26 protein-coding genes and 1 rRNA gene are annotated in these 24,908 nt (G+C 54.7%); 7 read left to right on the top strand and 20 right to left on the bottom strand.

Annotation, left to right across the window (positions count from 1 at the left end):
- The 4 genes from MVC73_RS05615 to MVC73_RS05630 all read right to left on the bottom strand — a co-directional run.
- A 16S ribosomal RNA gene (locus tag MVC73_RS05615) occupies positions 1-67 on the bottom strand; the annotation flags it as partial.
- A gap of 388 nt (positions 68-455) precedes the next feature.
- Positions 456-1,310 carry a ribose-phosphate diphosphokinase gene (locus tag MVC73_RS05620; protein WP_297508163.1) on the bottom strand — a complete coding sequence of 285 codons (855 nt, stop codon included), beginning with the start codon at positions 1,308-1,310 and terminating at the stop codon, positions 456-458.
- Between the two features lie 55 nt (positions 1,311-1,365).
- The gene (locus tag MVC73_RS05625; RefSeq protein WP_297508082.1) at positions 1,366-2,067 is read right to left on the bottom strand and encodes a DUF1614 domain-containing protein; all 702 of its coding nucleotides are present in this window, start codon (positions 2,065-2,067) and stop codon (positions 1,366-1,368) included.
- Positions 2,060-2,425, bottom strand: coding sequence for an ASCH domain-containing protein (locus MVC73_RS05630; protein ID WP_297508084.1), 366 nt, complete (start codon positions 2,423-2,425; stop codon positions 2,060-2,062). The genes MVC73_RS05625 and MVC73_RS05630 overlap by 8 nt, the downstream gene beginning before the upstream one ends.
- Before the next feature lie 90 nt (positions 2,426-2,515).
- On the opposite strand from MVC73_RS05630, the gene MVC73_RS05635 reads away from it, so the two are divergent.
- The 3 genes from MVC73_RS05635 to MVC73_RS05645 all read left to right on the top strand — a co-directional run bounded on the left by MVC73_RS05635 (position 2,516) and on the right by MVC73_RS05645 (position 4,172).
- Positions 2,516-3,151 carry an MBL fold metallo-hydrolase gene (locus tag MVC73_RS05635; RefSeq protein ID WP_297508087.1) on the top strand — a complete coding sequence of 212 codons (636 nt, stop codon included), beginning with the start codon at positions 2,516-2,518 and terminating at the stop codon, positions 3,149-3,151.
- Positions 3,152-3,160: 9 nt separating this feature from the next.
- Positions 3,161-3,823 (top strand): DNA repair and recombination protein RadB, encoded by a 663-nt coding sequence (radB, locus tag MVC73_RS05640; RefSeq protein ID WP_297508090.1) that lies wholly within the window; start codon positions 3,161-3,163, stop codon positions 3,821-3,823.
- 157 nt (positions 3,824-3,980) lie between these two features.
- Positions 3,981-4,172: a hypothetical protein gene (locus MVC73_RS05645; RefSeq protein ID WP_297508093.1), complete on the top strand. Its 192-nt coding sequence runs from the start codon at positions 3,981-3,983 to the stop codon at positions 4,170-4,172.
- 32 nt (positions 4,173-4,204) lie between these two features.
- Here MVC73_RS05645 and MVC73_RS05650 read toward each other — a convergent pair whose 3' ends face one another.
- A complete protein-coding gene (locus MVC73_RS05650; protein ID WP_297508096.1) occupies positions 4,205-5,551 on the bottom strand; it encodes a cyclic 2,3-diphosphoglycerate synthase in 1,347 nt (448 codons plus the stop codon).
- A gap of 191 nt (positions 5,552-5,742) precedes the next feature.
- On the opposite strand from MVC73_RS05650, the gene MVC73_RS05655 reads away from it, so the two are divergent.
- Positions 5,743-6,192 carry an alanyl-tRNA editing protein gene (locus MVC73_RS05655; protein WP_297508099.1) on the top strand — a complete coding sequence of 150 codons (450 nt, stop codon included), beginning with the start codon at positions 5,743-5,745 and terminating at the stop codon, positions 6,190-6,192.
- Here the strand turns inward: MVC73_RS05655 and MVC73_RS05660 are convergent.
- The 13 genes from MVC73_RS05660 to herA form a co-directional block, all read right to left on the bottom strand.
- Positions 6,173-7,429 (bottom strand): ATP-binding protein, encoded by a 1,257-nt coding sequence (locus MVC73_RS05660; protein ID WP_297508101.1) that lies wholly within the window; start codon positions 7,427-7,429, stop codon positions 6,173-6,175. The genes MVC73_RS05655 and MVC73_RS05660 overlap by 20 nt on opposite strands.
- A gap of 76 nt (positions 7,430-7,505) precedes the next feature.
- Positions 7,506-7,757: a PIN domain-containing protein gene (locus MVC73_RS05665; RefSeq protein ID WP_297508103.1), complete on the bottom strand. Its 252-nt coding sequence runs from the start codon at positions 7,755-7,757 to the stop codon at positions 7,506-7,508.
- 183 nt (positions 7,758-7,940) lie between these two features.
- Complete coding sequence (locus MVC73_RS05670) at positions 7,941-8,732, bottom strand: extradiol dioxygenase (protein ID WP_297508166.1); 792 nt, start codon at positions 8,730-8,732, stop codon at positions 7,941-7,943.
- 5 nt (positions 8,733-8,737) lie between these two features.
- A complete protein-coding gene (gene thrC, locus MVC73_RS05675; RefSeq protein WP_297508107.1) occupies positions 8,738-9,880 on the bottom strand; it encodes a threonine synthase in 1,143 nt (380 codons plus the stop codon).
- Positions 9,870-10,955: a DUF4157 domain-containing protein gene (locus MVC73_RS05680; protein WP_297508110.1), complete on the bottom strand. Its 1,086-nt coding sequence runs from the start codon at positions 10,953-10,955 to the stop codon at positions 9,870-9,872. Before MVC73_RS05680 ends, thrC begins: the two co-directional genes overlap by 11 nt.
- A gap of 38 nt (positions 10,956-10,993) precedes the next feature.
- Positions 10,994-11,593 (bottom strand): archaeal proteasome endopeptidase complex subunit beta, encoded by a 600-nt coding sequence (psmB, locus tag MVC73_RS05685; RefSeq protein ID WP_297508169.1) that lies wholly within the window; start codon positions 11,591-11,593, stop codon positions 10,994-10,996.
- 34 nt (positions 11,594-11,627) lie between these two features.
- A complete protein-coding gene (locus tag MVC73_RS05690) occupies positions 11,628-12,356 on the bottom strand; it encodes an ABC transporter ATP-binding protein (RefSeq protein ID WP_297508113.1) in 729 nt (242 codons plus the stop codon).
- The gene (locus tag MVC73_RS05695) at positions 12,353-13,366 is read right to left on the bottom strand and encodes an iron ABC transporter permease (protein ID WP_297508116.1); all 1,014 of its coding nucleotides are present in this window, start codon (positions 13,364-13,366) and stop codon (positions 12,353-12,355) included. The genes MVC73_RS05690 and MVC73_RS05695 overlap by 4 nt, the downstream gene beginning before the upstream one ends.
- A gap of 37 nt (positions 13,367-13,403) precedes the next feature.
- Entirely contained in the window at positions 13,404-14,735 is a 1,332-nt protein-coding gene (nurA, locus tag MVC73_RS05700) for a DNA double-strand break repair nuclease NurA (protein ID WP_297508119.1), read from the bottom strand.
- The gene (gene rad50, locus MVC73_RS05705) at positions 14,728-17,379 is read right to left on the bottom strand and encodes a DNA double-strand break repair ATPase Rad50 (protein ID WP_297508122.1); all 2,652 of its coding nucleotides are present in this window, start codon (positions 17,377-17,379) and stop codon (positions 14,728-14,730) included. Before rad50 ends, nurA begins: the two co-directional genes overlap by 8 nt.
- Positions 17,376-18,686 carry a DNA double-strand break repair protein Mre11 gene (mre11, locus tag MVC73_RS05710; RefSeq protein WP_297508125.1) on the bottom strand — a complete coding sequence of 437 codons (1,311 nt, stop codon included), beginning with the start codon at positions 18,684-18,686 and terminating at the stop codon, positions 17,376-17,378. Before mre11 ends, rad50 begins: the two co-directional genes overlap by 4 nt.
- A 136-nt stretch (positions 18,687-18,822) precedes the next feature.
- Complete coding sequence (locus MVC73_RS05715; RefSeq protein ID WP_297508128.1) at positions 18,823-19,026, bottom strand: DUF2281 domain-containing protein; 204 nt, start codon at positions 19,024-19,026, stop codon at positions 18,823-18,825.
- Between the two features lie 31 nt (positions 19,027-19,057).
- Entirely contained in the window at positions 19,058-20,827 is a 1,770-nt protein-coding gene (herA, locus tag MVC73_RS05720) for a DNA double-strand break repair helicase HerA (RefSeq protein ID WP_297508131.1), read from the bottom strand.
- A 174-nt stretch (positions 20,828-21,001) separates the two neighbouring features.
- Here herA and rimI point away from each other — a divergent pair, with 174 nt between their 5' ends.
- The 3 genes from rimI (at position 21,002) to MVC73_RS05735 (ending at position 22,864) form a co-directional block, all read left to right on the top strand.
- The gene (rimI, locus tag MVC73_RS05725; protein ID WP_297508134.1) at positions 21,002-21,499 is read left to right on the top strand and encodes a ribosomal protein S18-alanine N-acetyltransferase; all 498 of its coding nucleotides are present in this window, start codon (positions 21,002-21,004) and stop codon (positions 21,497-21,499) included.
- Entirely contained in the window at positions 21,499-22,005 is a 507-nt protein-coding gene (gene endA, locus MVC73_RS05730; protein WP_297508137.1) for a tRNA-intron lyase, read from the top strand. The genes rimI and endA overlap by 1 nt, the downstream gene beginning before the upstream one ends.
- Positions 22,006-22,093: 88 nt before the next feature.
- Entirely contained in the window at positions 22,094-22,864 is a 771-nt protein-coding gene (locus MVC73_RS05735) for a hypothetical protein (protein ID WP_297508140.1), read from the top strand.
- Positions 22,865-23,175: 311 nt separating this feature from the next.
- Here MVC73_RS05735 and MVC73_RS05740 read toward each other — a convergent pair whose 3' ends face one another.
- Complete coding sequence (locus tag MVC73_RS05740) at positions 23,176-24,363, bottom strand: glycine C-acetyltransferase (protein WP_297508172.1); 1,188 nt, start codon at positions 24,361-24,363, stop codon at positions 23,176-23,178.
- 55 nt (positions 24,364-24,418) lie between these two features.
- Entirely contained in the window at positions 24,419-24,877 is a 459-nt protein-coding gene (locus tag MVC73_RS05745; protein ID WP_297508143.1) for a metal-dependent hydrolase, read from the bottom strand.
- Between the last annotated feature and the right edge of the window lie 31 nt (positions 24,878-24,908).

The following is a 24,908-nucleotide window of genomic DNA, read 5'->3' on the forward strand; positions in this document are numbered from 1 at the left end:
GACCCCGTGACTCGCATGGCTTAGTCGGACCCCCATAGCAGTGGCCTCCGGCAGGATCAACCGGAATTGAGCAAGGAGTACGGCCGGTGGGACTTCCCTTAGCGGGAAGTACCAAAATTCCCGTCCGGGGTTTGGTCGGGGTGCCGGGCCTGCCTTACCCCCGAGGGGTCCGCCTTTCGGCGTTTCCTCGGGAGCGCACCTTTTGTCACCCGGGCTGGAGGGCGGGGTTCATCGGTGGGTGCTTTGCACCCGTTCCCCCCGACGCCGCCGTCGTGGCGCCCGGGTCTCAGCGCCCTGTTCGGGCGCTCCACCCTATAGGCCCAGATCCCCGTGATGAAAAATTTTTGCAAAATTTGTATCCGGCGGTATTTTTGAAAAATAAACTGTCAGAAGAGCCCGCTTAAATGCACATTTTTAAACATGAAGATGTTAAACATTTTGCAGGGATAAGAGCATCACTCCCGGGCGGATTGAAGACCCACTATCTCCGGAACAATACTTATCCTCGACACCGGAGTAGGTATGGTGTTCGTGACCGCGAGCTCATCGACGGCCTTACTAACCCTCTCTATCGCCCCCTCCGCGAAGACTCCATGGGTGACCCCAACGAATATCCTACCGGCCCCGAGCTTTCTCAGGATTGACGAAGCCTTTATCATCGTCCCCCCGGTGCTTATGATGTCGTCCACTATGAGGACGTTCTTTCCACGGACGTCCACCTCTACGGGCCTCATCTCAACTTCGGTGGGGGATATCCTGCGCTTTTCAAAGTGGCTGTACTCAACCCCAAGGAGCTCCGCAACGGCCTTCGCCCTCCCCAGAGCACCCTTGTCCGGGGCCAGAACGAGGCCCTCCCCTAGCTTTTCTCCGAAGTACTCCGCTATGGCCCTAGCTGGGGATACGTTGATTGCTTTTCCCGGGAAGTAGGAGAGTGTCCGGGGGTTGTGAATATCGACGACATAGAGCTCATCGTAGTAGAGGCCGAGGGCCCTCATAACGGCCCTGACACTGACGGGTTCGCCCTCCTTCACCACCCTGTCCTGCCTGCTGTAGGCGAAGTAGGGAACAACGGCCCTGAGCTTTTCAAAGCCCCTCTCTCTGAGGGCGTCCCCTATGAGTAATAGCTCCAGTATCCTCTCATCCTGGGGGTAAAAGGTCGAGCTGACGACCGTCGCTTCACTTCCGCTCCCCATGACCCTGACGTATTTCTCCCCGTCCGGAAACTTCCTGAGTTCAACCTCAATGATTTCGGCCCCCAATTGGCGCATCTCGTCTTCAAGGTGTTTTGCGCCACTGCCGATGACGAACATGAGGGTCACCTCCATTGACGCGAACGTGTAGAACCCAGCCCTTATAAACCCAGCGTTAAACCAGCAGAACGGCAATGACCCCCGCGAGGAATATGCCGTCGAAGGTTCCGGCACCACCTATGCTGACCATCGGAGCACCGAGCTTCTTCATCTTGCCCCAATTCATAAGGTCGGCCCCTATGAGAACCCCAAGGGTTCCGCTCACGTAGGCAACGACCGTTGGATTTCCGTCTCCGAAGGCCCAGCCGAGGAGAACGGCCATCAGGGGTGGAAACAGGGAGGGCATGGCTATACCGAGGCCCCTCACAGGCCTGGCAACGGCGTTGCTGAAGAGAGATGCCACGGCAACGGCCAGCAGAGTGTTCACGAGAAGGCCGTACTGGGAGTACTCAATCATCCTTATGAACTCGTATATCACAACGCTCACGGGGACGAGGGCTCCTCCAACATTGATAGCTATCACTGTCTTTCTCTCCTCCCAGTCGAAGTATGGGACGCTGTAAAGAAGACCGAAGAGACCGGCAGAATGGACACGTATCACTGGCTCGTATGTTACTTCCTCCGCTATGGGGATGTTTATGAAGCTCCCAACGAGGGCGAAGGTGAAGAGCGTAACCGCAACCTGGGGCGGGATTCCCAGCCGGTGAAAGGCGAGCATAACCGCACCGGAGAAAAGAACAAAGACGAGGACGAAGAAAAGGGCCACGAGAAGGAAGAAAGGCCACCTGAGGGCCGGGAAGAGGAAGCGCCTACTCATCCTTGACCACCACGTTGGCCCATATCTGGACTCCCCTGGCCATCTCAACGTCCTTGGGCTTCTCAAAGCGCTCAGCATTTCTAAGAACCCATACGTAGAGTGGCTTTCCGTTGGAGTATTCCCTCAGGAACTCGGGGCTGGCCCTGTGCTTTTCCTCGTGCTCAGCCAGCTCCTCCGGAGTGAAGGGACCGAGAACCTCAACGAGTTCGGCCTTTCCTATCGCCTTCCCCTTGGATATTATCAGAATCTCACCCCTAACCCTCGTCCGGGACTTCCTTATCTCCCAGACCTTCTCGCCGTCCACTATAAGGCTCGCAAAGGGCTCCCTGACTATTAGACCCTTCCTCTTCATACCCATCGGTTTCAAATAGGGAGCGACCTTAATAAAACCAACGCTGGGAAAACTTTAAGTCCGCTTTGGAGAAGGCACTTTAAGGAGGTCAAGCCGATGAGGATAATCTGGTACGGACACTCATGCTTCTGGATTGAGACGAAGGGAGTGAAGATATTGATAGACCCCTACCCTGAGGTCGACGACGACAGGATAGGGGAGGTGGATTACATACTGATAACCCACGAGCACACCGACCACTACGGGAAGGTTGAGTTGCTATCGAGGCTCAGGGGGGCAACGGTAATAGGACCCAAGCAGGTCTACCTCATGGCGGTGAGCGACGGCATAACCCGGGCGAGGGAGATTGACATCGGGGAGACCATAGAGCTGGAGAACGGCGTTAAGGTGACCGCTGTCCCGGTAGAGCACCCTTCGAGCCAGTATCCTGTTGGCTACCTCATAGAGGGCGACAAGAGGGTTCTGCACCTCGGGGACACCTACGCGAGCCCAATATTTCAGAGACTCCGGGGTAAGGTCGACATACTCCTCGTTCCAATAAGCGGACGCTCCACCGCGAACGAGCGCGAAGCAGCTCACATAGTGGAGGATATAAGGCCGAGGATAGTAATTCCCATGCACTACGGTGTTTATGGCGAGGGCGACCCGGAAAAGCTCGCCGAGGAGCTGAGGAAGAGACGCGTCTGGGTTCTCGTCAAGAGGCCCGAGCTTTATAGGGAGATGACCTTCTGAGGGAAAGCTATGCTCTCAACCGGCTCCAGGAAGTTGGACGAACTCCTGGGCGGGGGTTTCGGAGAGGGGGTTCTCACACAGGTATACGGGCCGTACGCAACGGGGAAAACAACGCTGGCAGTTCAGACGGGCCTCCTCAGCGGGGGGAAGGTGGCTTACGTTGACACCGAGGGTGGCTTTTCACCTGAGAGGCTCACTCAGATGGCCAGTTCCAGGGGCATTGATCCAGAGGAGGCCCTCTTCAGATTCGTACTCTTCACCCCGGCCGACTGGAAGGAGCAGAGAAAAGTCATAGGCTCCCTTAAAAAGCTCGTCGACGAGACCTTCTCCCTCATCGTCGTGGACTCCATAACAGCCCATTACCGGGCGGAGGAGAACCGGAGCGGGCTGATAGCCGATTTAAGCAGACAGCTCCAGATACTCCTCTGGCTGGCGAGAAAGAACTCTATTCCTGTCATAGTTATAAACCAGGTTCACTTCGACACGAGGCTTGAGAGGACGAGACCCGTCGCGGAGCACACACTGGGATACCGGTGCAAGGACATACTCAGGCTCGACAAGCTTCCAAAGCCGGGCCTCAGGCTGGCAGTCCTTGAGAGGCATCGCTTCAGGCCGGAGGGTGTTATGGCCTACTTCAGGATAACGGAGAAGGGCATCGAGGACGTTGAATAGGGGGGTAATAACCCGCCCAAGTTCATCGGCTCCGCCTTCGGCGGCACTCCCCGGGCGGTGATAGTTTTGTCTTCCCACCTAAAAGGTTTCCGGTTGGTGCAAGCTTACCATAAAAAATTCTTAAGTCTTCGGGGAAATAACCGAGGGTAGTGTTTTCATGGTCAGGGCCATAATTCCGGACCAGAAGACGATTCGTGATTCCGAGAGAAGAGCTAGAGTGAAGACCAAGGAGTTCCTAAGGGAGAAAGGGGAAGCGAGGGAGTACTCAGTGCTGGAAACCATAATCGGGCTGATTCTCATTCTCATAGTCATTGGTTTCGTGCTCTTCGTGCTACGCAACTACCTCTGATTCACGATAAGAATTGAAAAGTTGAGAAAAGCTCACTTCCTGAGCTTCTCACAGTTCTTAACCCACTCCTCAAGAACGTCCTTGAGCTTGGGCTGGCCGATCTCCTCAAGCTCGTACTTGACGCGAACGGCCGGCTTGTTGAGGTTCATGAAGCGCCTAAGGTCAACGGGGGTGCCCATGATGACGACGTCAGCATCGGCCCTGTTGATGGTCTCCTCGAGCTCCTTGATCTGCTTCTTGCCGTAGCCCATTGCAGGAAGGATGACGTCGAGGTGCGGGTACTTCTTGTAGGTCTCGACGATTGAGCCGACCGCGTAGGGCCTCGGGTCGATTATCTCCTTCGCCCCAAACTTCTTAGCTGCAACGTAGCCTGCCCCATACCTCATACCACCGTGGGTGAGCGTTGGCCCGTCCTCGACAACTAAGACGCGCTTGCCCTTTATCAGCTCTGGTTTGTCAACGAATATCGGCGAGGCCGCCTCGATGACGGTAGCGTTCGGGTTGATCTTCTCGATGTTCTCCCTGACCTTCTGGATGTCGTCGCGGTTGGCGGTGTCGATCTTGTTGATGATTATCACGTCAGCGCTCCTGAAGTTGGTCTCACCGGGGTGGTACTTGAGCTCGTGACCCGGCCTGTGCGGGTCTGTAACCACTATCCAGAGGTCGGGAACGTAGAACGGGAAGTCGTTGTTTCCGCCGTCCCAGAGGATTATGTCGGCCTCTTTCTCGGCCTCGCGGAGAATCTTCTCGTAGTCAACGCCGGCATAAACCACCATTCCCCTCTCGATGTAGGGCTCGTACTCCTCCCTCTCCTCGATGGTGCACTCGTATTTGTCGAGGTCTTCAAAGCTTGCAAACCTCTGGACGACCTGCTTCCTGAGGTCGCCGTAGGGCATCGGGTGCCTTATGGCAACGACCTTGTAGCCCATCTCCTGGAGCAGTTTGGCGACCTTCCTTGAGGTCTGGCTCTTTCCACAGCCGGTTCTGACGGCGGTAACAGCGACGACGGGCTTGCTGGACTTGAGCATCGTGCTCTTTGGTCCGAGGAGCCAGAAGTCGGCTCCAGCGGAGTGAGCCCTGCTAGCGAGGTGCATGACGTGCTCGTGTGAGACGTCTGAGTAGGCGAAGACGACGATATCTATATCGTGCTCCCTGATTATCTTCTCCATGTCATCCTCGCTCCATATCGGAATCCCGTTCGGGTAGAGCTCGCCGGCGAGTTCGGGCGGGTAAATTCTTCCCTCGATGTCCGGTATCTGCGTAGCCGTGAAGGCCACGACCTCGTATTCTGGATTGTCCCTGAAGAAGACGTTGAAGTTGTGGAAGTCCCTGCCAGCGGCGCCCAAAATGAGAACCCTCTTTCTCTTCTTCTCCGGCATGTGGATCACCTCAAAAGCATTTAATCCGGCACTGGTGTATCCCCTTTGGCTTTTATAACGGTTTTCGTTGAGCGTTGAAAGGTTCCGGTGCAATTCATTCGGAAAGGGAATAGCTCACCTGAAGGACTTTCAAAAACTCCCCGCACCCAGCATACCGAAACCCCTATATCCTCCATCCCCAACTCCCGGACATGGACGAGGTTAGAACACACACCGCCCTCCACGTGGTGAAGGGAGCGGTTGTCAAGGTTCTTGGAGAGAAAGCCAAGTGGACTGCATCAACCTACGTTAAAGGCAACCGGGGAGTCCTGACGGTCAAGTTCGACCGAAAGCCCACTCCGGAGGAGGTCAGGGAAATAGAGCGTCTCGCCAACGAGAAAATCAGGGAAAACGCCCCCGTCAAGGTTTACGAGCTCCCGCGCGAGGAGGCCAAGAAGCGCTTCGGCGAGGATATGTACGACCTCTTCCCGGTTCCCGAGGAGGTAAAGGCCCTCAAAGTGGTCGTCATCGAGGGCTGGAACGTCAACGCCTGCAATAAGGAGCATACGAAGACGACGGGAGAAATAGGGGCGATAAAAATTAGGAAAGTCCGCTTCAGGAGGAGCAAGGAGCTTTTGGAAATTAGCTTTGAGGTTCTCTGAGCAGAAACTTCCAGAGTGGAATTACATCGATGATCTTCCCCCCCTCCCTGAGCTTTTTTTCTTCGTCCATCGTGACGAGGGTGAGCTTATCAACCCCTAGTCTTTTGCCGGCCTTGAGGAGTCCGAGGACTTCCCTTTCGTAGTTTGAGGGCGTTATTTCGTACGTAACCTGAACCAGCTCCGTAACTTCACCCCCAACTCTAATGACGAAATCCACTTCGCTGTCTCCATCGGAGTAGTAGGAGAGCTCAATCAGAGGATTGCGGTAGCTTTTCTCCCGCAGGAGCTCCAGAAAAACCAAGTTCTCAATTTTTCTTCCAGCATCTTGGCCCTTAAAGAATAGGCTTGTAAAGGCAGTATCCACAAGGTAGAGCTTTCTTGGACTCCGCATTATCCTTTTTGTGGACGTTGAAAAGAGCGGAAGCTCGAAGATGAGGAAAGAGGACTCCATTGCGTGAAGGTAGTTCATAATCGTCTTAACGTTCGCCTCAACTCCCAGCCCTTTAAGCGCCCTCTGGAGGGAGCGATAGGTGAAGTAACCCCCGCAGAGCGATAGGACGTAATAGAAAACCTCCCGGAACTCCCTCACGTCCCTGAAGGCGAAGTGCTCTATTATGTCGCGGTAGAATATCGTCTCGAGTATTGAAATAACCTTCTCGCGCGATTTCGTCAGCCACACTTCCGGAAAGCCCCCCCACTTTACGTACTCGTCCAGGAGTTTCCTGAGCTTACCCCTCTCCCTGAATGTCATCGGCCTCTCTTTTCCGGCGATCTCACGAAACGACAGGGGGAGAATCAGCTTTGAAAGGTGCCTTCCCCTAAGCTTTGAGGGTATCTCCGATGAGAGAAGGGCAGAGGATGAGCCGGAGACGTAGATGTTGAAGTCACCAACGTCGTGGAGCCATCTCAGTTTTGTGTCCCACTCGTCCCACTCCTGGATTTCATCGAGGAAGAGCGTAACCCTTCCCTCCGGAAACTCCCTCCTGATTTCCTCCGCCAGCTGGCGGGCGGTGAGCTTCCTCAGCTCGGGCTCATCGAAGGGAAGGTAAAGAACGTTTTCACCCTTCTCAATGAGTTCTCTGGCGGTTCTGAGCATTAGGAATGTCTTCCCGACCCTTCTCGGGCCGACTATGGCCTTTATGTCGCTTCCCCTCGGGAGGTTAATTTCCCTCGGAATCTCTTCTCCCTTCTCAAGGGCACCGAGGTATTCGAGTGTTATCTCTCTGAGGCCAATCATGTTTATTAACAATACACAATTATATATAAGCATTGTGTATTAAAAATACACAAAAGTAAGTGAGAGTAAGTGGGGCCTAAGGAGCGGTCTCGAAGAGAACGGTGAAGTCACTATCGAAGGTGAAGGCCTTTCTTATCTTCAAGCGCTCCATCATGGCAAGGGCCAGTGCGTCTATCATGTTAAGCCCCTTCTTGTCGGTGTATTTGAAGAATAACTCCCATGCTCTTTCCCAGTCGCCCTCTGTTTCCCTCTCCATAGAGATGAACTTGCTTGAAGTGTAGAGCCTGTACTGCTCAAGTGCGACGTCCTTGCCGACGTGCTTGCTCACGCCGTTGAGGGACTGTGTCGAGATAAATCAACCTCTGGTTTCAGTGGCTTCGCCATTCAACAACTCCCCAGTCATCGTCGTGGCTGGCTTTCCTACCCTCTAGCTCAACAACGCCGAAGTCCTTCCATATCGGGGTCGTTTTCTATTTCCTGTAGTTTGCCCCCTTCCATGTGCCTGTCCCCATTAGTTCTTCCTCACCCACAGCGCTCCCGCCATGCCAAAGTATGTTGGACAGGCATAGGCGCTCTCCCTAAGCTCAAATTCTCCAACCCTCATAGCTCCGAGCATCATGAGCATCTGCCAGTAGCTGTCAACCAGGGCTTTTCTCACCAGCTCCTCGGGAACGCTGGGAAGCTCTTCAAGCCGGTTCTCGTTGATGAGCTCCATGATAAGCCTGTCGTACTCCTCGCTCTCCTTTACCTTGCCGTAGGGACCGTTTTCGCTGTGCCCGTGTCCGTGGTCAGCGCTGACTATAAGGGCTATCCTCTTCCCGCTCTCCTCAAGGACTTTCCCGAGGATTTCGCCCGACTTCACGAGGGTTTTCCTGTCAATTCCCCTCGACGGCGTCATCAAAACCAGAGGCCTCTTTCTGAGGAACTGGAGGGGTATTAGCTCTCCCCAGCTGAGGGGCCAGCGGGAGTATTGACCACTCCTGCTGGCAAAGTTCAAATCAACTATTGGAATTCCGGCATCTTTTTCGGCCCTGTATATTTTCTCGGCCAGTTCTCGATCGGTTTTCCACTCCCCCGGAAGTTCAACTCCCTCGAAGCCGAGCCACGAAATCAGGTTCTCCGCCATAACAACGCCGAGGTGGTCGCTCATTCTCACGTTGTGCGGGCTTATCAGGACGTAGGAGTCAACATCAGAGAAGGCTCTCCCGATGTCCCTGAGAACCTCCGCCAGCTTTCTAGTCTCCTCATCAGGGGGCTCCAAAACCGGGTTTCCGTGGGGCATCAAACCTATTCCGACGAGCATTCCCATCACCTCAGGCAGTTTTCAAGGTTTTCGAGGGGGCACTCCCTAGCTTCCCCGCCTTCCGCATGGGGGAGTGTCTTCAATCCCGAACCAGTAAGAATCGAAACTACCTTTGACCCCTCGGAAATAACATCACTCTGGGTGAGCTTCTTCAGCGCGGCAATTCCAGTCGCGCTCGCGGGCTGGACGAAGAGGCCTTCTCCCGCGAGCTTTTTCTGCGCTTTGATGATTTCCCCATCGCTCACCGCAACGCACTTCCAGCCGAACTCCCTTAGGAGCTTCAGAACCGCGTTACCGCTCGGTGGGTAGGGGTTGGCGATGGCCTTTGCTATCGTTTCTGGCCTTTCGAAGCGCTCGATTTTTTCTTTCCCCTCTTTGAACGCCCTGCATATCGGTGAACAGCCTTCCGCCTGAACCGCAACGAGCGTGGGGAGCTCATCAATCAGCCCGCTTTCCTTCAGCTCGATGAATCCCTTCGCTATTCCCCTGAAGAGGCCCCCAGAGCTGGTGGGAATCAAAACGTAGTCCGGACTCAGCTCCTCCGCTATCTCAAAGGCGATGCCCTTGTAGCCCTCAACGCGAAACGGGTTGTCGGAGTTTATGAAATAGATACCGAGCTTCTCTCCAAGCTTCAGGCTCTCGAAGTAAAGCCTCCCGTAGTCGCCTTTAACCCTTATCACGTCCCCGCCGTAGACGGAGATGGCTTTCACCTTCTCGTCGCTCGCGCTTTCAGAAACGAGGATTTTCGCCTTAAGGCCAAAGCGCGATGCGTAGGCTGAAACGCTGGCCCCCATGTTGCCGGTCGAGACCGTTCCGACGGCCTTATAGCCCGCTTTGAGAGCGTAGCTCACCGCCAGAAACGTTCCCCTGTCTTTAAAGCTCCATGTGGGATTAACCGTTTCGTTCTTGAGGTAGAGCTTTACCCCAAGTTCCTTTCCGAGCTTTGATTTGATGAGAGGTGTATCGCCTTCACCGAGGGAAAGCCCAAGCTCTGGCTCGATGGGCCAGAAGTCGTAAAACCTCTCCCAGACTGTCTTGGCGATGTAAGGCTCTCCCTCAAAGAGTTCAAACTCCACCGGCTCACCGCATTCGCACCTCTGCACGGGTTTATCGTACTCCCTTCCGCAGATTGGACACCTAAGCCTCAACCCTGACCCTCCTAACGGCTTTCAGCAAAACAACGTTGCCCTCACGGGTTATCGTGAACCTCGCGTAGTCGTCCTTACCGGCGAGTCCCCTTAGGGTCTCGGCAAATAGCTCTGCCGAATTCTCGCTTGAGAACTCGACCTTCCAGAGGAGGACGTAGTCGGTTCCGTTAACTGCCAAAACCAGCCTGTCGCCGAGCCAATCCTTGGAGACCTTCCAAGCGGTCGAGTTGCCCAGTTTCGCACTGTCGCGCAGGAGGACGTAAACGTAGAAGGCCCCCATCCTGTCGTCCCTCATCACCGTCCAGTTGGCAGGGACGCCCAGGGAGACGTTTACGGGGGTTACGTTTTCGAGGTAGAGCTCGGGGTTCATTATCTGGGCCGTCGAGACAGGGTAACGTCTGTAGGCGCTGTTCACGAGTTCCCAGCCACCCTTCTCATAGAGGTATCTCACGAAGCGGTCGCCGTAGACGTAGGGGAACCTCCCGAGATCGTCCAGAGGGTTGCCCCCGAGCGACCTTATCTTGTATATCGGTATCCCGTTGAGCTTGCAGTAGATGTCCGCCACGAGGTCTGCATCACCCTCAACGAGCGCCCTGACGGCTAGCGTCCCGTCGAAGGTGTCGGCACCGTATTTGGCGTTGAACCACTGCCTCTGGAGGACATGGACGAGCTCGTGGGCCAAAGCCCTCTTCGCCATGCTTGGGTTTGCCTCGAAGTTCTCCCCTATGATGTAGACCGTGTTCCCAACCGTCATAGCTATCCATCCCGCCTCCTCCTGCCTCTTGGCCCTCTCAAAGGAGTAGTTGCCCGGTATCAGGAGAGTAAGCTTGTATGTCAGCTCGTTGACCCTGTCCTCAGCTGGTGGACTTGAGAACATCCTTATTGCCTCGGCGCGGGTTATCACGACTATCCTCGGCATTTCCTTGAAGTAGAGACCCCTTATTTCCTCGTCGGCTTTGATTATCTCCCTGACCTGCTCAAGAACGGAACCCCTCGGGTATGCGAGCTCAACGGCAGAGCAGAGTGAAACAAGCAGAAGGCCGACCAGCACGAGTGCAACGAAACCTTTCCTCATGGCAAGAAATAGTTGGGGGTTGTTAAAAAGGGATTGGTTCAATCGTTAAACTCCACGAACTCCTCCTTCATGCCATTCTTGGTGATGACGACCACTTGAACCTTCTTGCTCCCGGTGTAAACATCGCGCTTTCCAGCGGTTCTGACGGCCCTTACGGCGAGTTCTCTGGCCTCTTCAACGCTCATGTCCTTCTTAAAGCCCTCTTCAAGAACCGCTATTGCAAAGGGACTGCCCGAGCCCGTGGCAGTGTAGTCATCGAATATCAGACCGCCGAGGGGGTCGAGGTTGGCCAGAGTCGGCTCTTCAACGTAGCCACCTATGATTATCTGGACGAGGTAGGGGAACCACTTGTTCTCGTTGAGTATGTTGCTGAGCAGGTGCGCCATGGCCTTAGCCGTCATAGGCCTGCCCCATGTAAACTGATAATAGCGAGCCTCCGCCTCAAGCATTCTCGCGAGCGCTTGAACGTCGCCCACGCTTCCAGCGGTGGTTATCGCTATCCTGTCGGTTATCGGAAGGATTTTCCTTATGTTGAGGGTCTCCACCATGTGGTCAAGCGATGCCTGGGTGTCAGCGGCGAGCACAACACCGTCCTTTGCCTTCACTCCAACAGTCGTCGTCCCGGTCTTCTTCTCCATTTCTCTCACCCCTGATAGAAACGCTCGAATGGTTTTAAACCTTTGCCGGCCTCGGGAGGACGACCCTCTGACCCTCGACTTCCCTGATGAGAACCCTCACGCCGTAGGCCTCGCTGAGGACTTCTCCAGTGAGCTCACTTCCCTTCCCCTCCCAGAACTTGGCCCCGTCCTTCAGGATAACCATCCTATCGGCGTAGTTGAGGGCTAGGTTGAGGTCGTGGAGAACCGCTATAACGATTTTCTCCCGCTTGAGCTCGCGGAGGAGCTCCATTATCATGACCGAGTGGTTAACATCCAGATGGCTCGTCGGCTCGTCGAGGAGCATAACCCTGCTCCCCTGGGCCAGGGCCCTCCCTATAAGGGCCAGCTGGAACTCTCCACCGGAGAGGTCGGTTATCCTGTCCTTTCTCCTCTCCCAGAGGCCGACCCTCCTCAGAGCTTCCTCAACGCTTCCCCTCGTTATGTAGGCACCCATCTCGACGAACTCCTCCACGGTGAAGGCGAACTGCGGGAAGGAACTCTGGGGGACGTAGGTGATGTAATTTGCCCTTTCGGAGGGCTTAAGGGCGAGGAGCTCCACCCCGTCAACCCTCACCGTCCCCTCGGCCCTGAGTATGCCTGAGAGGCACTTTAGGAGTGTCGTCTTTCCAGCGCCGTTGGGCCCGATTATGGCGAGGAGCTCGCCCTTCTCTGCCCTCAGCTCAACTTCCCTCAGGACTTCCCTCTGCCCGTAGGAGAAGCTTACCTTGGCCGTGAGCCTCATGCCACGAGCTCACCCCTCTTGTGCTTCATTAGGAGGTAGAGGAAGAAGGGCGCTCCCATAAGGGCCGTGATTATCCCAACCGGAAGAACCGTCGGCCTGGCAACCGTTCTGGCCAGCAGGTCTGCGAAGACGAGGAGCGTCCCTCCGAAGAGGGCACTCGCCGGGGTCAGGTCGCGGTGGTTGGGCCCGAGGAGGAGGCGGACGATGTGGGGGCTCATCAGGCCCACGAAGCCTATTATCCCCGAGGTGTAAACCGCAAAGGCCGTCAGAACCGCCACCGTGAAGAGGAAGAGCTTGCGATAGAGGTGGACGTCGAGGCCGAGGGCTATGCTCTCCTCGCCGAAGAGGATTAAGTTGAGCTCACGCCACTTCAGGGAGAGGAAGCCCGCTCCAAGGGCTGAGACGACCAATATGAGGAGCACCTTGCCCCATGTTGCCCCGCCGAAGCTCCCGAGGAGCCACATCATGGTTATCTGGGTGCTCTCGGGGTGGGTGGCGTAGACGTACCATGTGCCGGCGTTAGCTAAGAAGCCGTAGGCTATACCCGCAAGGAGGAGGGTATCGACGGGGATTCCTCCGTCAACCTTCGAGACCGTGTAAACCACCAGAACGGAGAGGAGGGAGAAAACAAGCGCGAAAGGCCCCATGTAAACGGGACTTACGAGGGTCGCGAGGGCGGCGCCAAGGGCAGCGCCGGAGCTTATGCCGATTATGTAGGGATCTGCAAGGGGATTTCTAAAGAGGGCCTGTGAAGCGGTTCCAGCGGATGCAAGGGAAACGCCGACGAGGTAAGCGAGCAAAACCTCGGGAAGGCGGAGCTCCCAGACTATGAGGAAGTAGCGAGGCTCCCCTCCGACCTTCCATCCTGTAAAGCGCGCGAGAGTGAGCTTTACGCCGTAGGCAATCCCGGCGGTAACGTCGGAAAAGCCCAGCTTTACCGGGCCAACGTAGACGCCGAGGAGTATGGAGAGGAGCGAGAGCAGTGCCAGTGTGGGGAGCCACTTCCTCATGTGCTGGAGTTTTTGTCCACCCTTTAAATGCTTTGGCCTATTCAAGAGGTGAGCGGCCGTACTTGAGAAATACCCTGAGGTGCGGTGCCTCCCTCTTGATTATGTTGAGAAGTGCCGAGAGCTCGGCCTCGAAGGCCTTCTTCTCTATCTTAACGCCCTCGTGGGTCCTCTGAAGTGGCCTGAAGTAGCCGCTGCTCTCGTGCCACAGGATTTCGCTCAAAAGCTCGTCGTTGATTTCTCTGTTGCTCTGGAGGAGGTAGATAACCCCACCGCGCATGGTGCGGATGTACGCGGAGTAAACTCCCTTGGAGCTCATCTTCTCGGTTTTCGGGAAGAACTTCCTCAGCGACTCCGGGAGGGAGTGCTCCACCTTAACCGGCTCCGGGAACGGCAGATAGCCCGGAACTTCCTCGCCGAACTTATTCCGGAGGTAGGCGTCTAGATAGGGCACGTCGGGGAGGTCAACGCCGGCTTTCTTTGCAAACCTCTTTGTATAGAAGCTCTTGGCGACGTAAATCAGCCCCACATCCATGCCGAGCAGCTGCTCAAGGGAGTAGAGGTATTCGATGTAGCTCAGAACAACGTGAATGGCCTCCCTGATGTCCTCGATGACTATCTCCCGGCAGTACTTTTTCCTCAGGCTCTCCACAGCTTCCTCCACGCTTTTTCCCCTGTAGTTCTCAAGGGCATCGAGGGGTATCAGCACCTTTTCCGGCGCGGTTTCGCAGTTTCTAATCCTGATTCCCTTTGAGTGGGCAATGAGCTTGTTCCCGAAGAACTTCCTGAAAACGTCTTCCATGAGGGATTCCGCGAATATTACCCCCTCATGGCTCTTCCGCTCTTTTTTCAGCTTGGACTCAAGGTAGTGGTAGTTCTCGCCGAGCCTCTCCAGCACGAACTCTATCATGGAATTAAACTCGTCCTCCAGAATGACCTGAAGGGCGTTTATGCCCCTTATGCTCTCGGGGTAAACCGGTGGCCTCGTCAGGGAGCCCGTTAAAGTACCGTCCATCATCACGTAGTCAACGCCGCCGAGTTCGCCAGAGAGGTAGCCGAGCTTGTTCTCAAGGGTCTCCATCTGGAGCCTTATTATCTGGTCAGAAATCCCCTGGTTGTAGAGCATGGCGTTGGTGTAGACCAGCCTGTAAGCCGGCCCGTTGCCGAAGGCGTAGCTTGAGACGGCGTAGAATATCGTCCCGCTGAGCCTCTGCTTCCCCTGACTTCCGTCAACGGCGTAGACCCTGCTGGGTCTCCTCTCAGGCAGTTCCCTCCACTCCAGCCCCTGGAGTTTCCTGACAGCCTCCAGGTAGCCCGTCTCAAGCATGTCCTTGATCCTGTCAACGCTCTTCCTGTCTATCAGCCTATACACCGAGCTCCACCTCGCTCACCTTTGAGACCCCGTTCTCCAGGGTTACGCGGATGACCCTGTCGGCCGCGTCTTTGAGCTCTTCATCGTGGGAAACGACTATGACCTGAGGTATCTTCCTGAGGTAGCGCTGCATTATGTCAACGAGCCTCCTCCGCCTCTCTTCATCTAGGTATGGGGTGGGCTCATCAAGAATCAGGAGACTCATCTCACCGGCGAGATAGAGCGATAAGGCGAGCCTGAAGGCCAGCCCGAGGGCAATCCTCTCGCCCCCGCTGAGGAAGCCGAGGCCGTATTCCTTCCCGTCGTAGACGACGCCGAGCTTCACCCTGTTGTCCTCGGCCTTCACGGTGACGCCGGAGTACTTCTCCTCCGTGAGCTCCTCGAATATCTCGCTCGCTATCCTCCCAACCTCGCTGAGGGCGTCCTCCCTGAGGAGGGCCTTGAAGCGCTTGACCTTCTCCCTCAGTTCCTGAACCCTTTCGCGGGCCTTCCTGAGCTTTTCGAGCTCCTCCTCCTTTTCCTTCCGCCTCTCCTTCTCTATCCTGAGCTTTTCAATGCTGGCCTTCAGCTCGTCCCGCCTCTTCTCAAGGGCATCGAGTTTGGCCTTTTTGCCGGCGAGCTCCTCCCGGAGGGCAGTCAGGCGCTCTCTCGCTTCCTCGTGCTCCTTCTGGTCGTAAGCATTTTCCTTGCCGGCGAGCTCCTCCCGGAGGGCCCTAACTTTCCCCTCCTTCTCCCTCATCTCCTCCCTGAGGGAGGCAATCTTGCCTTCGAGCCTTTTCATAAGGGCCTTCTCCCTCTCAAGTTCCCTTTCGGAGTCTTTAAGTCCGAGGTATTCCTTGTAAAGGGGTTCGAGGCGGGAAACTTCTCCATCGAGTTCCTCAAGACTTGAAAAGCCCAGGGAGGAGAGCTCACCCTCAAGTTTCTTCAGTTCCTCCTCAAGCCGGGAGAGTTCTTCCTCAAGCTTTGCCTTCTTCTCCCCAAGGGACTTCTCCGAACCAATCTCCCTGGATATTCCCTCAAGTTCGCCCTCGATTCTCCCCAGCCGGGCCTTTACATCCTCGTACTCCCGGGCCTTCTTCTCAAGGGCCTTAAGGTCGTAGCCCTTAAGCTTCTCCTCAAACTCGCGAACCTGTCCGAGGATTTCCCTCTGGGATATAAGTTCCTTCTCCCTCTTCAGGATGTCCTCGACTTTTCCAAGCTCATCCCTCAGCTCATTCTCCCTGGCTTCCAGCCTCTTCATCTCAGAGGAGAGCTCCTTAACCTCAAGGCGGTACTTCTCAAGGAGTTCCTTCCTGTGCTCCTCTGTGAGGGGGCTCCCGCAGACCGGGCACTTTCCTTTGGCCTTTTTCAGCTCCAGAATCGCCCTGTTCCTCTCGCTTACCTGACTCCTCAGCTCACCGCGTCTGCCTTTAATGGACTCAATCTCCTTCTGGATTTCCTCGCGTCTCTTTTTTGCCATCTCAATCTCCCTGGAGAGCCCCTCTATCTCCTCCGGCGTCATTTTGAGCTTCTTCTTCAGCCCCTTAAGGTTCTCCATTATGGCCCTTGCTTCCTCAAACTCCTTCCTGAACACCTCAAGCTCCTTCAGCCTCTTCCTCAGCTCTTCCCTCTCCTTCTCAAGTTCTTCCTTCTTCTTTTTCTTTTCCTCAAGCTCTTTCAGCCTCTCCTCTATGCTCCTGAGGCTCGCCCGGTAACTTTCCATGCGCTTTTCAATCCCGGCCTTCTCCCTCAAATACCTCTCCTTGAAGGAGCTGAGCTTCAGGTAACGCTCGGCATCGTTCTCAAGCTCTCTGGCACGTTTCACCTTCTCCTCAAGCTCCCCGATGCGCTTCCCGCCCTCTTCGGCCCTCTTCTCAAGCTCCCTCATCCGGGCCTGCAGGGCCTTGAGCTCGCCCTCGCCTTTCTCAAGCTCAACCCTCAGCGAGTTTATCTCCCCCTGGAGAGCGTCCAGCCGGCCGACCTTATCCTCCAGCTCCCGAACTTCCGCCGTAAGCTTCGGTATCAGCGGAGCCAGGTTGTTTATCTCCCTCAGGGTTGCGGTGAGCTCCCCCTCAAGCTCCCTGATGAGCTCGTCTATCCTCTCGGTGCTCTTCAGGTAGTCCTTGGTTGACTTTATGCGCCTCTCAATCTCCCTCCTGACCTCAAGGAGGTTGCTGTAGGCGTTTTCATACCTGTCCAGACCGAGAACCTGTCTCACCACCTTCTCCCTGCTCTCGTCGCTCTCAAGTATTGCGTCGATTTCCCCCTGGCGTATGTATATCGCGTTTAGGAAGACGTCGTAGGGGACCATCTTCTCGACCCAGTCCCTAACCCCCTTCTGACCCGTCTCAAGCGCCTTCCAGGAACCGTCGTAGTACTTGACGAAGGCCAGTCCGCGGGTGATGTTGCGGTGTATCTGGTATTTGACACCGTCCTTTTCGATGAAGACGGTTATCTCGGTTGATGTTCCTCCGATGCGCATGAAGTCGTCCTTCTTCAGGTCTTTGGGCTTGGTGGGCCAGTAGAGGCCGATGAGAAGGGCGTCGAGGAGGGAGCTTTTACCGCTCCCGTTCTGGCCGACTATGAGGTTTATCCCGCCCGTGAAGGTTACCTTGGTCAGCTTGTGTGACCTGAAGTCCTTGATTATGAGCTTCTCAACCTTCATCTCCCACCACCGAGCCAGGCCGTCAGGTCTCCCGCCCTCTTAACCTTCGGAAGGACTTTCTCCTTCCTCTTTTCCTCCTTCCGCCCCTCAGCTTTTTTGCTCATCTCAGGCTTCTCCGGCTTTTTAGCCGGTTCTTCCTCCTTCTGTCCGAGGAAGAGTTCGATTACCTCCTCGATGTTATCAAGCCTCTTCTCCCCTGTGAGCTCTATGACCTTCAGCTCGAAGGGGGTGAAGTACTCCTTGGCGAGGGGAGCGCGAGAGCTACCTAGCTTGGACTTTCTGCCCTCGAAGCGGGTCCTCAGGTGGAGATAGCGGACGTTGATGATGGCCTGAAGGGAGGAAACGTCGAAGGGTCTCTCCCACCTTACGTCAATCCTCACAAAGGCCTCCCCCGGAATCTTCGCCGAGAGGCGCTTGAGTTCCCTCCTCACAGTTTCCTCGTCGGCCTTTATCTTGACGTCTATGAAGGGCCTGACCTTCAGCTCGACGAACATTGGCTTCCAGTCCTCGACGATGTAGAACCCCTTCCTCGTCCCGGCCTCGGGAACAAAGCTCCTACCGTTCCAGCGATATCTAATCTCGTAGTCACCGAAGTCCCAGCGCTGGAGCGAGCCGGGATAAACTAGCGTCCCAATGTCATAGCTCGTTACGAACTCCCTGTGTATGTGACCGAGGGCGTAGTAGAGGTAGCCCTTTGGGAGGTCGGCCATCTTCAGCTCGTAGTAGTCCCTCTGGCTTTCCGGCAGTTTCCCCATCATCTCCTCGACGAGTTCCTTTATCCCCTGGTGGAGCATCAGGATGGCATCCCCGGCGGGATGGAAAATGTCCGAGAGTTTATTCCTCTCAAGCCACGCCGCGCTCATGTACTTGAGACCGTGTATCTCAACGGTTTTGCTGCCTCTCTCAAAAACTCCCTTGACAAGGTACTTTCCGGCAACTTTCTCGCTGGTGAGGTGGTCGTTCTCAACCTTCTCCTCCCTCAGCCCAACAAGGTTTAGGAGGCCGAGCCTCTCAAGGAGATGATATGCCGAAACCTTCCTCTGGGTTCTGTCGTGGTTGCCCTCTATGGCGAAGACCGGGATTCCTTTCTTCTTTGGGAGCTCCAGTATCTCGATGGCCTCCTTTATCGTCTCGGGACTTGGCCTGCTGGAGTGAAATAAGTCGCCAGCGATGAGTATGAAGTCAACCTTTTCGGCGACGGACTTCTCAATCGCCTCCCGAAAGGCCTTCGCGAACTCCTCGGCCCGATAGGGCAGTCGGTACTGCTCGAAGCCGAGGTGGACATCCGCTATGTGGGCGAACTTCATTCCATAACACCAACCCTTCAGCTTTTTACAAAACTCAGTGCTTGACGTGGGGTAATCCTTCCCATATCCGTGCCATCAAAATCAGAGTCGAAACTAACTATTTTTAAACCGTGTTTCTTGGTGTCCACAAGGAACATCAGTCCCACCATTCCATGGCCTTGTGCTGGAGCTCTAAGGACGTGTACTTTTCCCTAAACTCCCTGAGACCACCCTTCCACTGGAGCTTTAGTTTCCCCCTCTTATGCGGAACCCTCCTTTCGAGAAGGAACTCTATGTAATCGATGACCTCCCTCTTTAGGTCTTCTGGGAGCTTATCAAAGAGGTCTTTTATGTCTTCCATCCTCTCACCATCCCTATTTCGTCTCACGTTCTCAAAAGTCTATCTCAACGCCCTCCTCATCGTAGAGCTCTTCCTTTTTCCTCTCCTCTTCCTCGCGCTTTTTTCTGGCAAGCCACCTCTCCACCGCGCCGATGTCTTCTCCACCGTAGTTCCCGCCGAGGGCCTTGAAGTTGTACACTTTCACTAAAGCTGGCAAACTTATCGCCTGGCCGACTATGACGGCTTCACCCTTGCCGAGGCCGGCTATGTCGCTCATTAGTTCTCCGCTAACCTGCTCGCTGGCCCTGATGACATACTGCTGGTCGTTGGGGTTGACTATGCGCATTATTATCTTGGTGTTGGTCTGGCTCAGAACGTCCTCGCTCAATCTGCTCGGCCTCTGGGAGACGAGCCCGAGTCCGACTCCGAACTTCCTCCCCTCCCTAGCTATCCTTCCGAGGATTCTGACTGCTCCTCCCTTCTCGCCGTGGGGCGCGAAGATGTGGGCCTCTTCAACGATAACCATCACCGGCTCCGCTAAGGCAGGATACTCCCTCTCAACGTCCCTCATGAAGTTCTCCAGCTCCTCTATTTCCTCCGCGACTGAAGAGATATTGCCGGAGTAAGCCGTTCTGAGGTAATCGAGCCTTTTTCTGGCCTTCTCGTAGTCCATCCTCGTCTCGAAGACCTTTTCAAGTAACTTGGCAACGACCAGCTTCATCTGACCCTCGTCGAGGGGGCCTAGATCAATTACGTTCACTTTCCCGGGCTCTATTGACGCAACTATGTCCTCGCTTGAGAGCAGATGACCGTAGTTTCTGAGGAAGCGCGAGACCTTCATCGTAAGCCTCATTATCGTCTCCTTCTCGGCGGACTTTATCTCACCCAGATCCCTGTACTGGCCGGCGTGGGGGTCCCAGTAAGTTCCACCACCTTCGCTCGCCCACCTCTGGAGCAAATCGTGGACGAGCTTCACCGCTTCCCTGCCGCCAACGCCCTGATGCTCGTGGAGCACGGTGTCCCAAGCCCTGAGAAGGTATGACCTCTGTATGCTGGCGTTGCTCTGTATCTCCATCAAATCGGCGAGCTCTTCACCGTCCATTGCCTCGGGCCTTATCTTTGCCTCGATAAGGTTCACGTACTCCCTTCCCGTCCCGGGGAGGCTGAGCTTCGTGTAGTCTCCATGGGGGTCGAGGACTATCACGGTCCCGCCGAGCTCTTCAACCAGCTTCCAGAGCATTACCGAGACTGTGTTGCTCTTTCCCGCGCCGGTGACGGCCAGAATTGCGAAGTGCCTTGAGACGAGCTCGTTCACGTTGAGGTAAACAGGGACGTCGTCCCTTATTATCAGCCTGCCAACCTCGATATAGCCGTTCCCGCCGTAGTAGATCGCCCTCAAGAGGTCTGAGCTGGCGAGGTAAACCCTGTTGCCGTTGGGCACTGGAACCCTTGTGGGCACTACCTCCGCCTTCTCACCGTTGAACTGCACCTTCCCGAGGACGTGAACCGTAACTATTAGGGCCTCGTTCTCGCCTATGCTCTCTCCGTACTCCCTTATGTCGAGTTCCAGGGAGGTGTAGGTGCTCTTACCCTCGCTGAGGAGCCAGTTTATGTTCTTTATCCCCCTTATAGTGCCTATCACCCACTCCCCGCTCTCGCCATCGCGACAGGCCCTGTCCTTGGCCTCCTTGCAGAGCCTTGCAACGACGAAGTCGCCAAACTTAAGGTCAACCTCGGGATGAGCGTAGAACTGAAAGGAGCTAACGGTCGCCTCACCGGTCACGATTCCGACGGGCTTATGGGGGTCATCGATTATCCGCATGGCACCACCTACCGAATAGGTTGGACGGGTGGGCTTTAAACTTTACTCCGGCGAGTGGAGGGAAAGAATCAGCCAGGAATCCGGTCATCATCCTCCCGTCAGGTTCGAGAGTGCTCATCACGCAACCGGACGTAGTCCCTCAAGGCTTAAAAGCCTTGGGGAGGAGTTAAGAGCATGAGCTCTTCCATGAGGAAGGAGATTAGAATACCACTGGCGATGGTTATAATCAGGCCCGCAAAGCTCTTTGACATAAGTGAGGTCATGAGGATAGAGCGCGAGTCCTTCAGGGAGGCTTACCCAAGGGGGATTTTCCTCGTCTTCCTTGAGAACAATCCCGATACTTTTCTGGTTGCGGAATACAACGGAAAGGTTATCGGCTACGTAATGGCCTACCTGAGGCCGGACCTTGAGGGGCACATAATGAGCATAGCCGTTGATCCAGCGTACAGGGGAAACGGCATAGGCTCGGCCCTCCTGACGGAGGCCATAGAGAGGCTCATAAAGAGGGGCGCCCGCTACATCGGCCTCGAAGTGAGGGTCAGCAACGAGAAGGCGATAAGGCTCTACGAGCGCTTCGGCTTCAAGAAGGTGAAGAGGATCGTAGGCTACTACGCCGACGGTGAAGATGCATACTATATGATTTTACCGGCTGAGGAGTGGAGGGGGAGCTGATGATAGTCTTTTACCTCAGCGGGAACAGGGTTTTCTCAACCGATAAGAACGCGATAGACGGCCTTTACAACAACCGCCACTACGGCAAGCTCGTCAACGGGAAGGTGTTCCTCTCTCTAATTGAGGCGGCCTATCTGGTGGAGAGGGGAAAGATAGAGGTCAGGGACGGCAGGAGAAGGCTAACCCTTGAGGAGATTATGAAGCTCGGAAGGAAGGAAGACGAGCTGTTCGATGCCAAGTACCTCGTCTACAAGGATTTGAGGGATAGGGGCTACACCGTAAAGTCGGGTTTAAAGTTCGGCTCCCACTTCAGGGTTTACAGGAGAGGAATGGATGAACATTCGCAGTGGCTCGTCTGGGTTGTCCCCGAGCATAAAACGCTTACGCCCCACGACGTGACGGCTCGCGTGAGAGTAGCCCACGGCGTCAGAAAGGAGATGATAATGGCCGTTGTTGACGACGACGGTGATGTTACATACTATAAGGTCGAGTGGGTGAAGTTTTGAGAACCATGCAATCCTCAGTTCATTTCAATTTGATCTCCGCTGCAAAATCTTTAAATAAGAGGGAGAATCTCCCCACTAGGGGAATAATGTGGACTTACTAATGGGAATACTAATTTTCGCTTTGATATGGGCAGGCCCCTCAGCCATTCTTTCGGCGTGGCTTATGTCAAAGATTTCCAAGGAGAAGCTTTTAAATGGGTTCGTTGGATCGCTGGTAATAACAACGGGTTTTATATTCGCAGTGATAGGAGCCATTAAATTATCCTCAACACTCCACAACGACATTATAGCACAGATTACAATTCTCGCTTACTTTCCCCTTGCAGGCTTTGTGTGGGGTGGCTTGGACTACTTAAAGGAGCACGAATTAGAGATCGCTCAACTTCTAACGAAACTTGGCATTCCACCACTGGCGGCAGTGATTGTGGGGGCCGTTGAGATTGCGGGAGCAGTATTACCTCCTATATTTCTGCTCTTGGAGCTTCTCCAATCAATGATCCCTGGAATTTACTGGCTTATTGTAAGGTTACTCCTCAAAAAGATCCTCAGGATGAAGGAGGCTCTTAAATTTGAACTCTTACTGGCAGGCATTGGGTTTATATCGGGGAAATTGGCTTACTCACTCTTGTTCATACTCCACAGAGGTCTTACCCCTGTATCAGAAGCAAAGGTCTTACTATTGCTTCCACTCGTACCGTATATAGTTATCGGGATCATAGATAGCGTATTCAACATCCGGATTGAGAGAAAAAACCTCAAGGAGAGAGCAGTTTTAGTTATCCTATCACTGTACCTCTCGATTGCATTTGTGGTGTACGTCAATTTTGTATTGGAGATGCTGGCTCACGGGAGCGCATAAAAACCAAAGAGAAAAGAAAGTCCGCTTATTCCAATGGACTGTTTCTGGATTATCCAGACTTCTCCCCGTTGAGCCTTTCCCGTATTCACCTGCGATCCATGGAAGATAAACGGGCGTAAGAATCATCTCATATAGATACGCTCAGAACCCTGAACTCAAGAAAACCTATGAGATTGCCAGAGACACGTTGGGTAGCCATCACAAGGAAAACCGCCCCTGGTGGATACCATAGGAGGATAACCTCAAGCGCGAACCTCGTGAAGCCTGATTGTGGACAGGTTGATTGAAAGAGTGAGGAAAACACAAAAACCTCACTTCAAAAAGCCAGTCTTCTTCCCCAGGTCTTCGAAGGCGTCTATAACGTACTGCAGGTCCTCCTTGCTGTGGGCCGCGGAAGGTTCGAGCCTTATTCTGGCAGTTCCGAGCGGGACGGTTGGATAGACTATCGCCTGGGCAAAGATGTTGTACTCGTCGTAGAGCCTCCTGCTGAACTCTTGGGCGAGCTTCTCGTCGTAGAGCATAACGGGAGTAATCGGGTGCTTTGTGTTGCCGAGGTCGTATCCGAGGTCTCTCAATCCTTTCTGGAGGAAGTGGGTGTTGTCCCAGAGCTTTCTGACGAGCTCGTCGCTCCTCTGGAGTATTTCAACGGCAGCTATGGCAGCGGCGACATCGGGCGGATTCGGCGCGCTTGAGAAGAGGAACGGCCTTGCCCTCTGGCGGAGGTACTCGATTGCCTCCTCTGGACCGGCTACGTAGCCGCCTATGACACCGAAGGCTTTACTTAAAGTTCCCATCTCGAAGTCAACCTTGTCGTGGAGATTGAAGTGGTCTACAATTCCTCTTCCGCTGTCGCCGAGAACGCCTTCACCGTGTGCATCGTCAATGTAGAGTATGGCATCGTACTGTTCGGCAAGCTCAGCCATCTCCGGGAGAGGAGCGAGGTCACCGTCCATGGAGAAAACTCCATCGCTGACGATGATTTTCTTCTTCTTGTCCTTGTTCTCCTTGAGCTTCCTCTCAAGGTCTTCCACGTCTATGTGCTTGTAAATCACCTTTGGAGCACCGCTGAGGCGCATTCCGTCTATTATGCTCGCGTGGTTCAGCTCTTCGCTTATGAACACTCCATCTTCGCCCTTCTTGAGGAGGGCACTTATGGCTCCAAGGTTGGCGTTGTAACCGCTCTGGAAGAGGATTGCAGCTTCCCTCTTCTTGAACTTGGCGAGCTTCTCCTCCAGCTCGACGTGGAGCTCCATCGTTCCGGCTATCGTTCTAACGGCCCCAGCGCCGACACCGTAGTCGAGGATTGCCCTTATAGCTGCATACCTGATTTCGGGATGTGCCGCAAGACCGAGGTAGTTGTTGGAGCACATGTTGAGAACTCTCTTTCCATCAACCACAACCCAAGGGCCCTGGGGGCTTTCGAGCTTCCTTATAGTCACGTAGAGGCCCTTCTCCTTAAGCTCCTGGAGCTCTTCCCTAATCCAGTCGAGCTTCCCCATGAGAACCACCGGTTGTAGTTGGACATCGAGGTATAAAAGTTTTGCACTGAACCGCTCAGTGCAGTCTGATTATGGCCGTGAGGAGCGTTAAAAGGGCGAGTGCGAGACTTCCGCCGATTTCCAGCCTGTAATCGTGCCTTTTCTCTGGGTATCTTTCGATTAGCTTAACCTCAATCCCAAAATCCATCGGCCCGGTAACGGCAATTGACAACCCCCAACCACGCTTCGAAAGGGGGTAAACCGGGGGAATCACCCCCGTGAAGAAGTCAAGGAACAGGTGACTGAGCCAGCCGAGGGCAAAGGCTAGAGGGTAGCCCCCGAGTAGAACTGCCACGAGAAGAGCAGGGAGGAACAGAAGGAGTGAGTGGAGGTACGAGCGGTGCTCTCCAGCCAAGACGTCGATGTCAGGGAAGACCGCTCCGACGACTAAGGCCGTCAGGAAGACCAGAGATGGTTCGGGTGAGAGCGCTAGATATACCAGACTCGGAACCGAGGCGTGCTCAAGCGGATCCATGGCAAAAGCCTTAAACATTTCGAGAAAATAA

It is taken from the genome of Thermococcus sp. (assembly GCF_027052235.1).
Lineage (GTDB): Archaea > Methanobacteriota_B > Thermococci > Thermococcales > Thermococcaceae > Thermococcus.

What these genes read in the sequence shown, in the direction of transcription:
- MVC73_RS05620 (WP_297508163.1), bottom strand. Translation starts at nt 1,310, where the DNA reads ATGTTCGTCATCGGCAGTGGCGCAAAACACCTTGAAGACGAGATGCGC.
- MVC73_RS05625 (WP_297508082.1), bottom strand. Translation starts at nt 2,067, where the DNA reads ATGAGTAGGCGCTTCCTCTTCCCGGCCCTCAGGTGGCCTTTCTTCCTT.
- MVC73_RS05630 (WP_297508084.1), bottom strand. Translation starts at nt 2,425, where the DNA reads ATGGGTATGAAGAGGAAGGGTCTAATAGTCAGGGAGCCCTTTGCGAGC.
- MVC73_RS05635 (WP_297508087.1), top strand. Translation starts at nt 2,516, where the DNA reads ATGAGGATAATCTGGTACGGACACTCATGCTTCTGGATTGAGACGAAG.
- radB (WP_297508090.1), top strand. Translation starts at nt 3,161, where the DNA reads ATGCTCTCAACCGGCTCCAGGAAGTTGGACGAACTCCTGGGCGGGGGT.
- MVC73_RS05645 (WP_297508093.1), top strand. Translation starts at nt 3,981, where the DNA reads ATGGTCAGGGCCATAATTCCGGACCAGAAGACGATTCGTGATTCCGAG.
- MVC73_RS05650 (WP_297508096.1), bottom strand. Translation starts at nt 5,551, where the DNA reads ATGCCGGAGAAGAAGAGAAAGAGGGTTCTCATTTTGGGCGCCGCTGGC.
- MVC73_RS05655 (WP_297508099.1), top strand. Translation starts at nt 5,743, where the DNA reads ATGGACGAGGTTAGAACACACACCGCCCTCCACGTGGTGAAGGGAGCG.
- MVC73_RS05660 (WP_297508101.1), bottom strand. Translation starts at nt 7,429, where the DNA reads ATGATTGGCCTCAGAGAGATAACACTCGAATACCTCGGTGCCCTTGAG.
- MVC73_RS05670 (WP_297508166.1), bottom strand. Translation starts at nt 8,732, where the DNA reads ATGCTCGTCGGAATAGGTTTGATGCCCCACGGAAACCCGGTTTTGGAG.
- MVC73_RS05680 (WP_297508110.1), bottom strand. Translation starts at nt 10,955, where the DNA reads ATGAGGAAAGGTTTCGTTGCACTCGTGCTGGTCGGCCTTCTGCTTGTT.
- psmB (WP_297508169.1), bottom strand. Translation starts at nt 11,593, where the DNA reads ATGGAGAAGAAGACCGGGACGACGACTGTTGGAGTGAAGGCAAAGGAC.
- MVC73_RS05690 (WP_297508113.1), bottom strand. Translation starts at nt 12,356, where the DNA reads ATGAGGCTCACGGCCAAGGTAAGCTTCTCCTACGGGCAGAGGGAAGTC.
- MVC73_RS05695 (WP_297508116.1), bottom strand. Translation starts at nt 13,366, where the DNA reads ATGAGGAAGTGGCTCCCCACACTGGCACTGCTCTCGCTCCTCTCCATA.
- rad50 (WP_297508122.1), bottom strand. Translation starts at nt 17,379, where the DNA reads ATGAAGGTTGAGAAGCTCATAATCAAGGACTTCAGGTCACACAAGCTG.
- mre11 (WP_297508125.1), bottom strand. Translation starts at nt 18,686, where the DNA reads ATGAAGTTCGCCCACATAGCGGATGTCCACCTCGGCTTCGAGCAGTAC.
- MVC73_RS05715 (WP_297508128.1), bottom strand. Translation starts at nt 19,026, where the DNA reads ATGGAAGACATAAAAGACCTCTTTGATAAGCTCCCAGAAGACCTAAAG.
- herA (WP_297508131.1), bottom strand. Translation starts at nt 20,827, where the DNA reads ATGCGGATAATCGATGACCCCCATAAGCCCGTCGGAATCGTGACCGGT.
- rimI (WP_297508134.1), top strand. Translation starts at nt 21,002, where the DNA reads ATGAGCTCTTCCATGAGGAAGGAGATTAGAATACCACTGGCGATGGTT.
- endA (WP_297508137.1), top strand. Translation starts at nt 21,499, where the DNA reads ATGATAGTCTTTTACCTCAGCGGGAACAGGGTTTTCTCAACCGATAAG.
- MVC73_RS05740 (WP_297508172.1), bottom strand. Translation starts at nt 24,363, where the DNA reads ATGGGGAAGCTCGACTGGATTAGGGAAGAGCTCCAGGAGCTTAAGGAG.
- MVC73_RS05745 (WP_297508143.1), bottom strand. Translation starts at nt 24,877, where the DNA reads ATGGATCCGCTTGAGCACGCCTCGGTTCCGAGTCTGGTATATCTAGCG.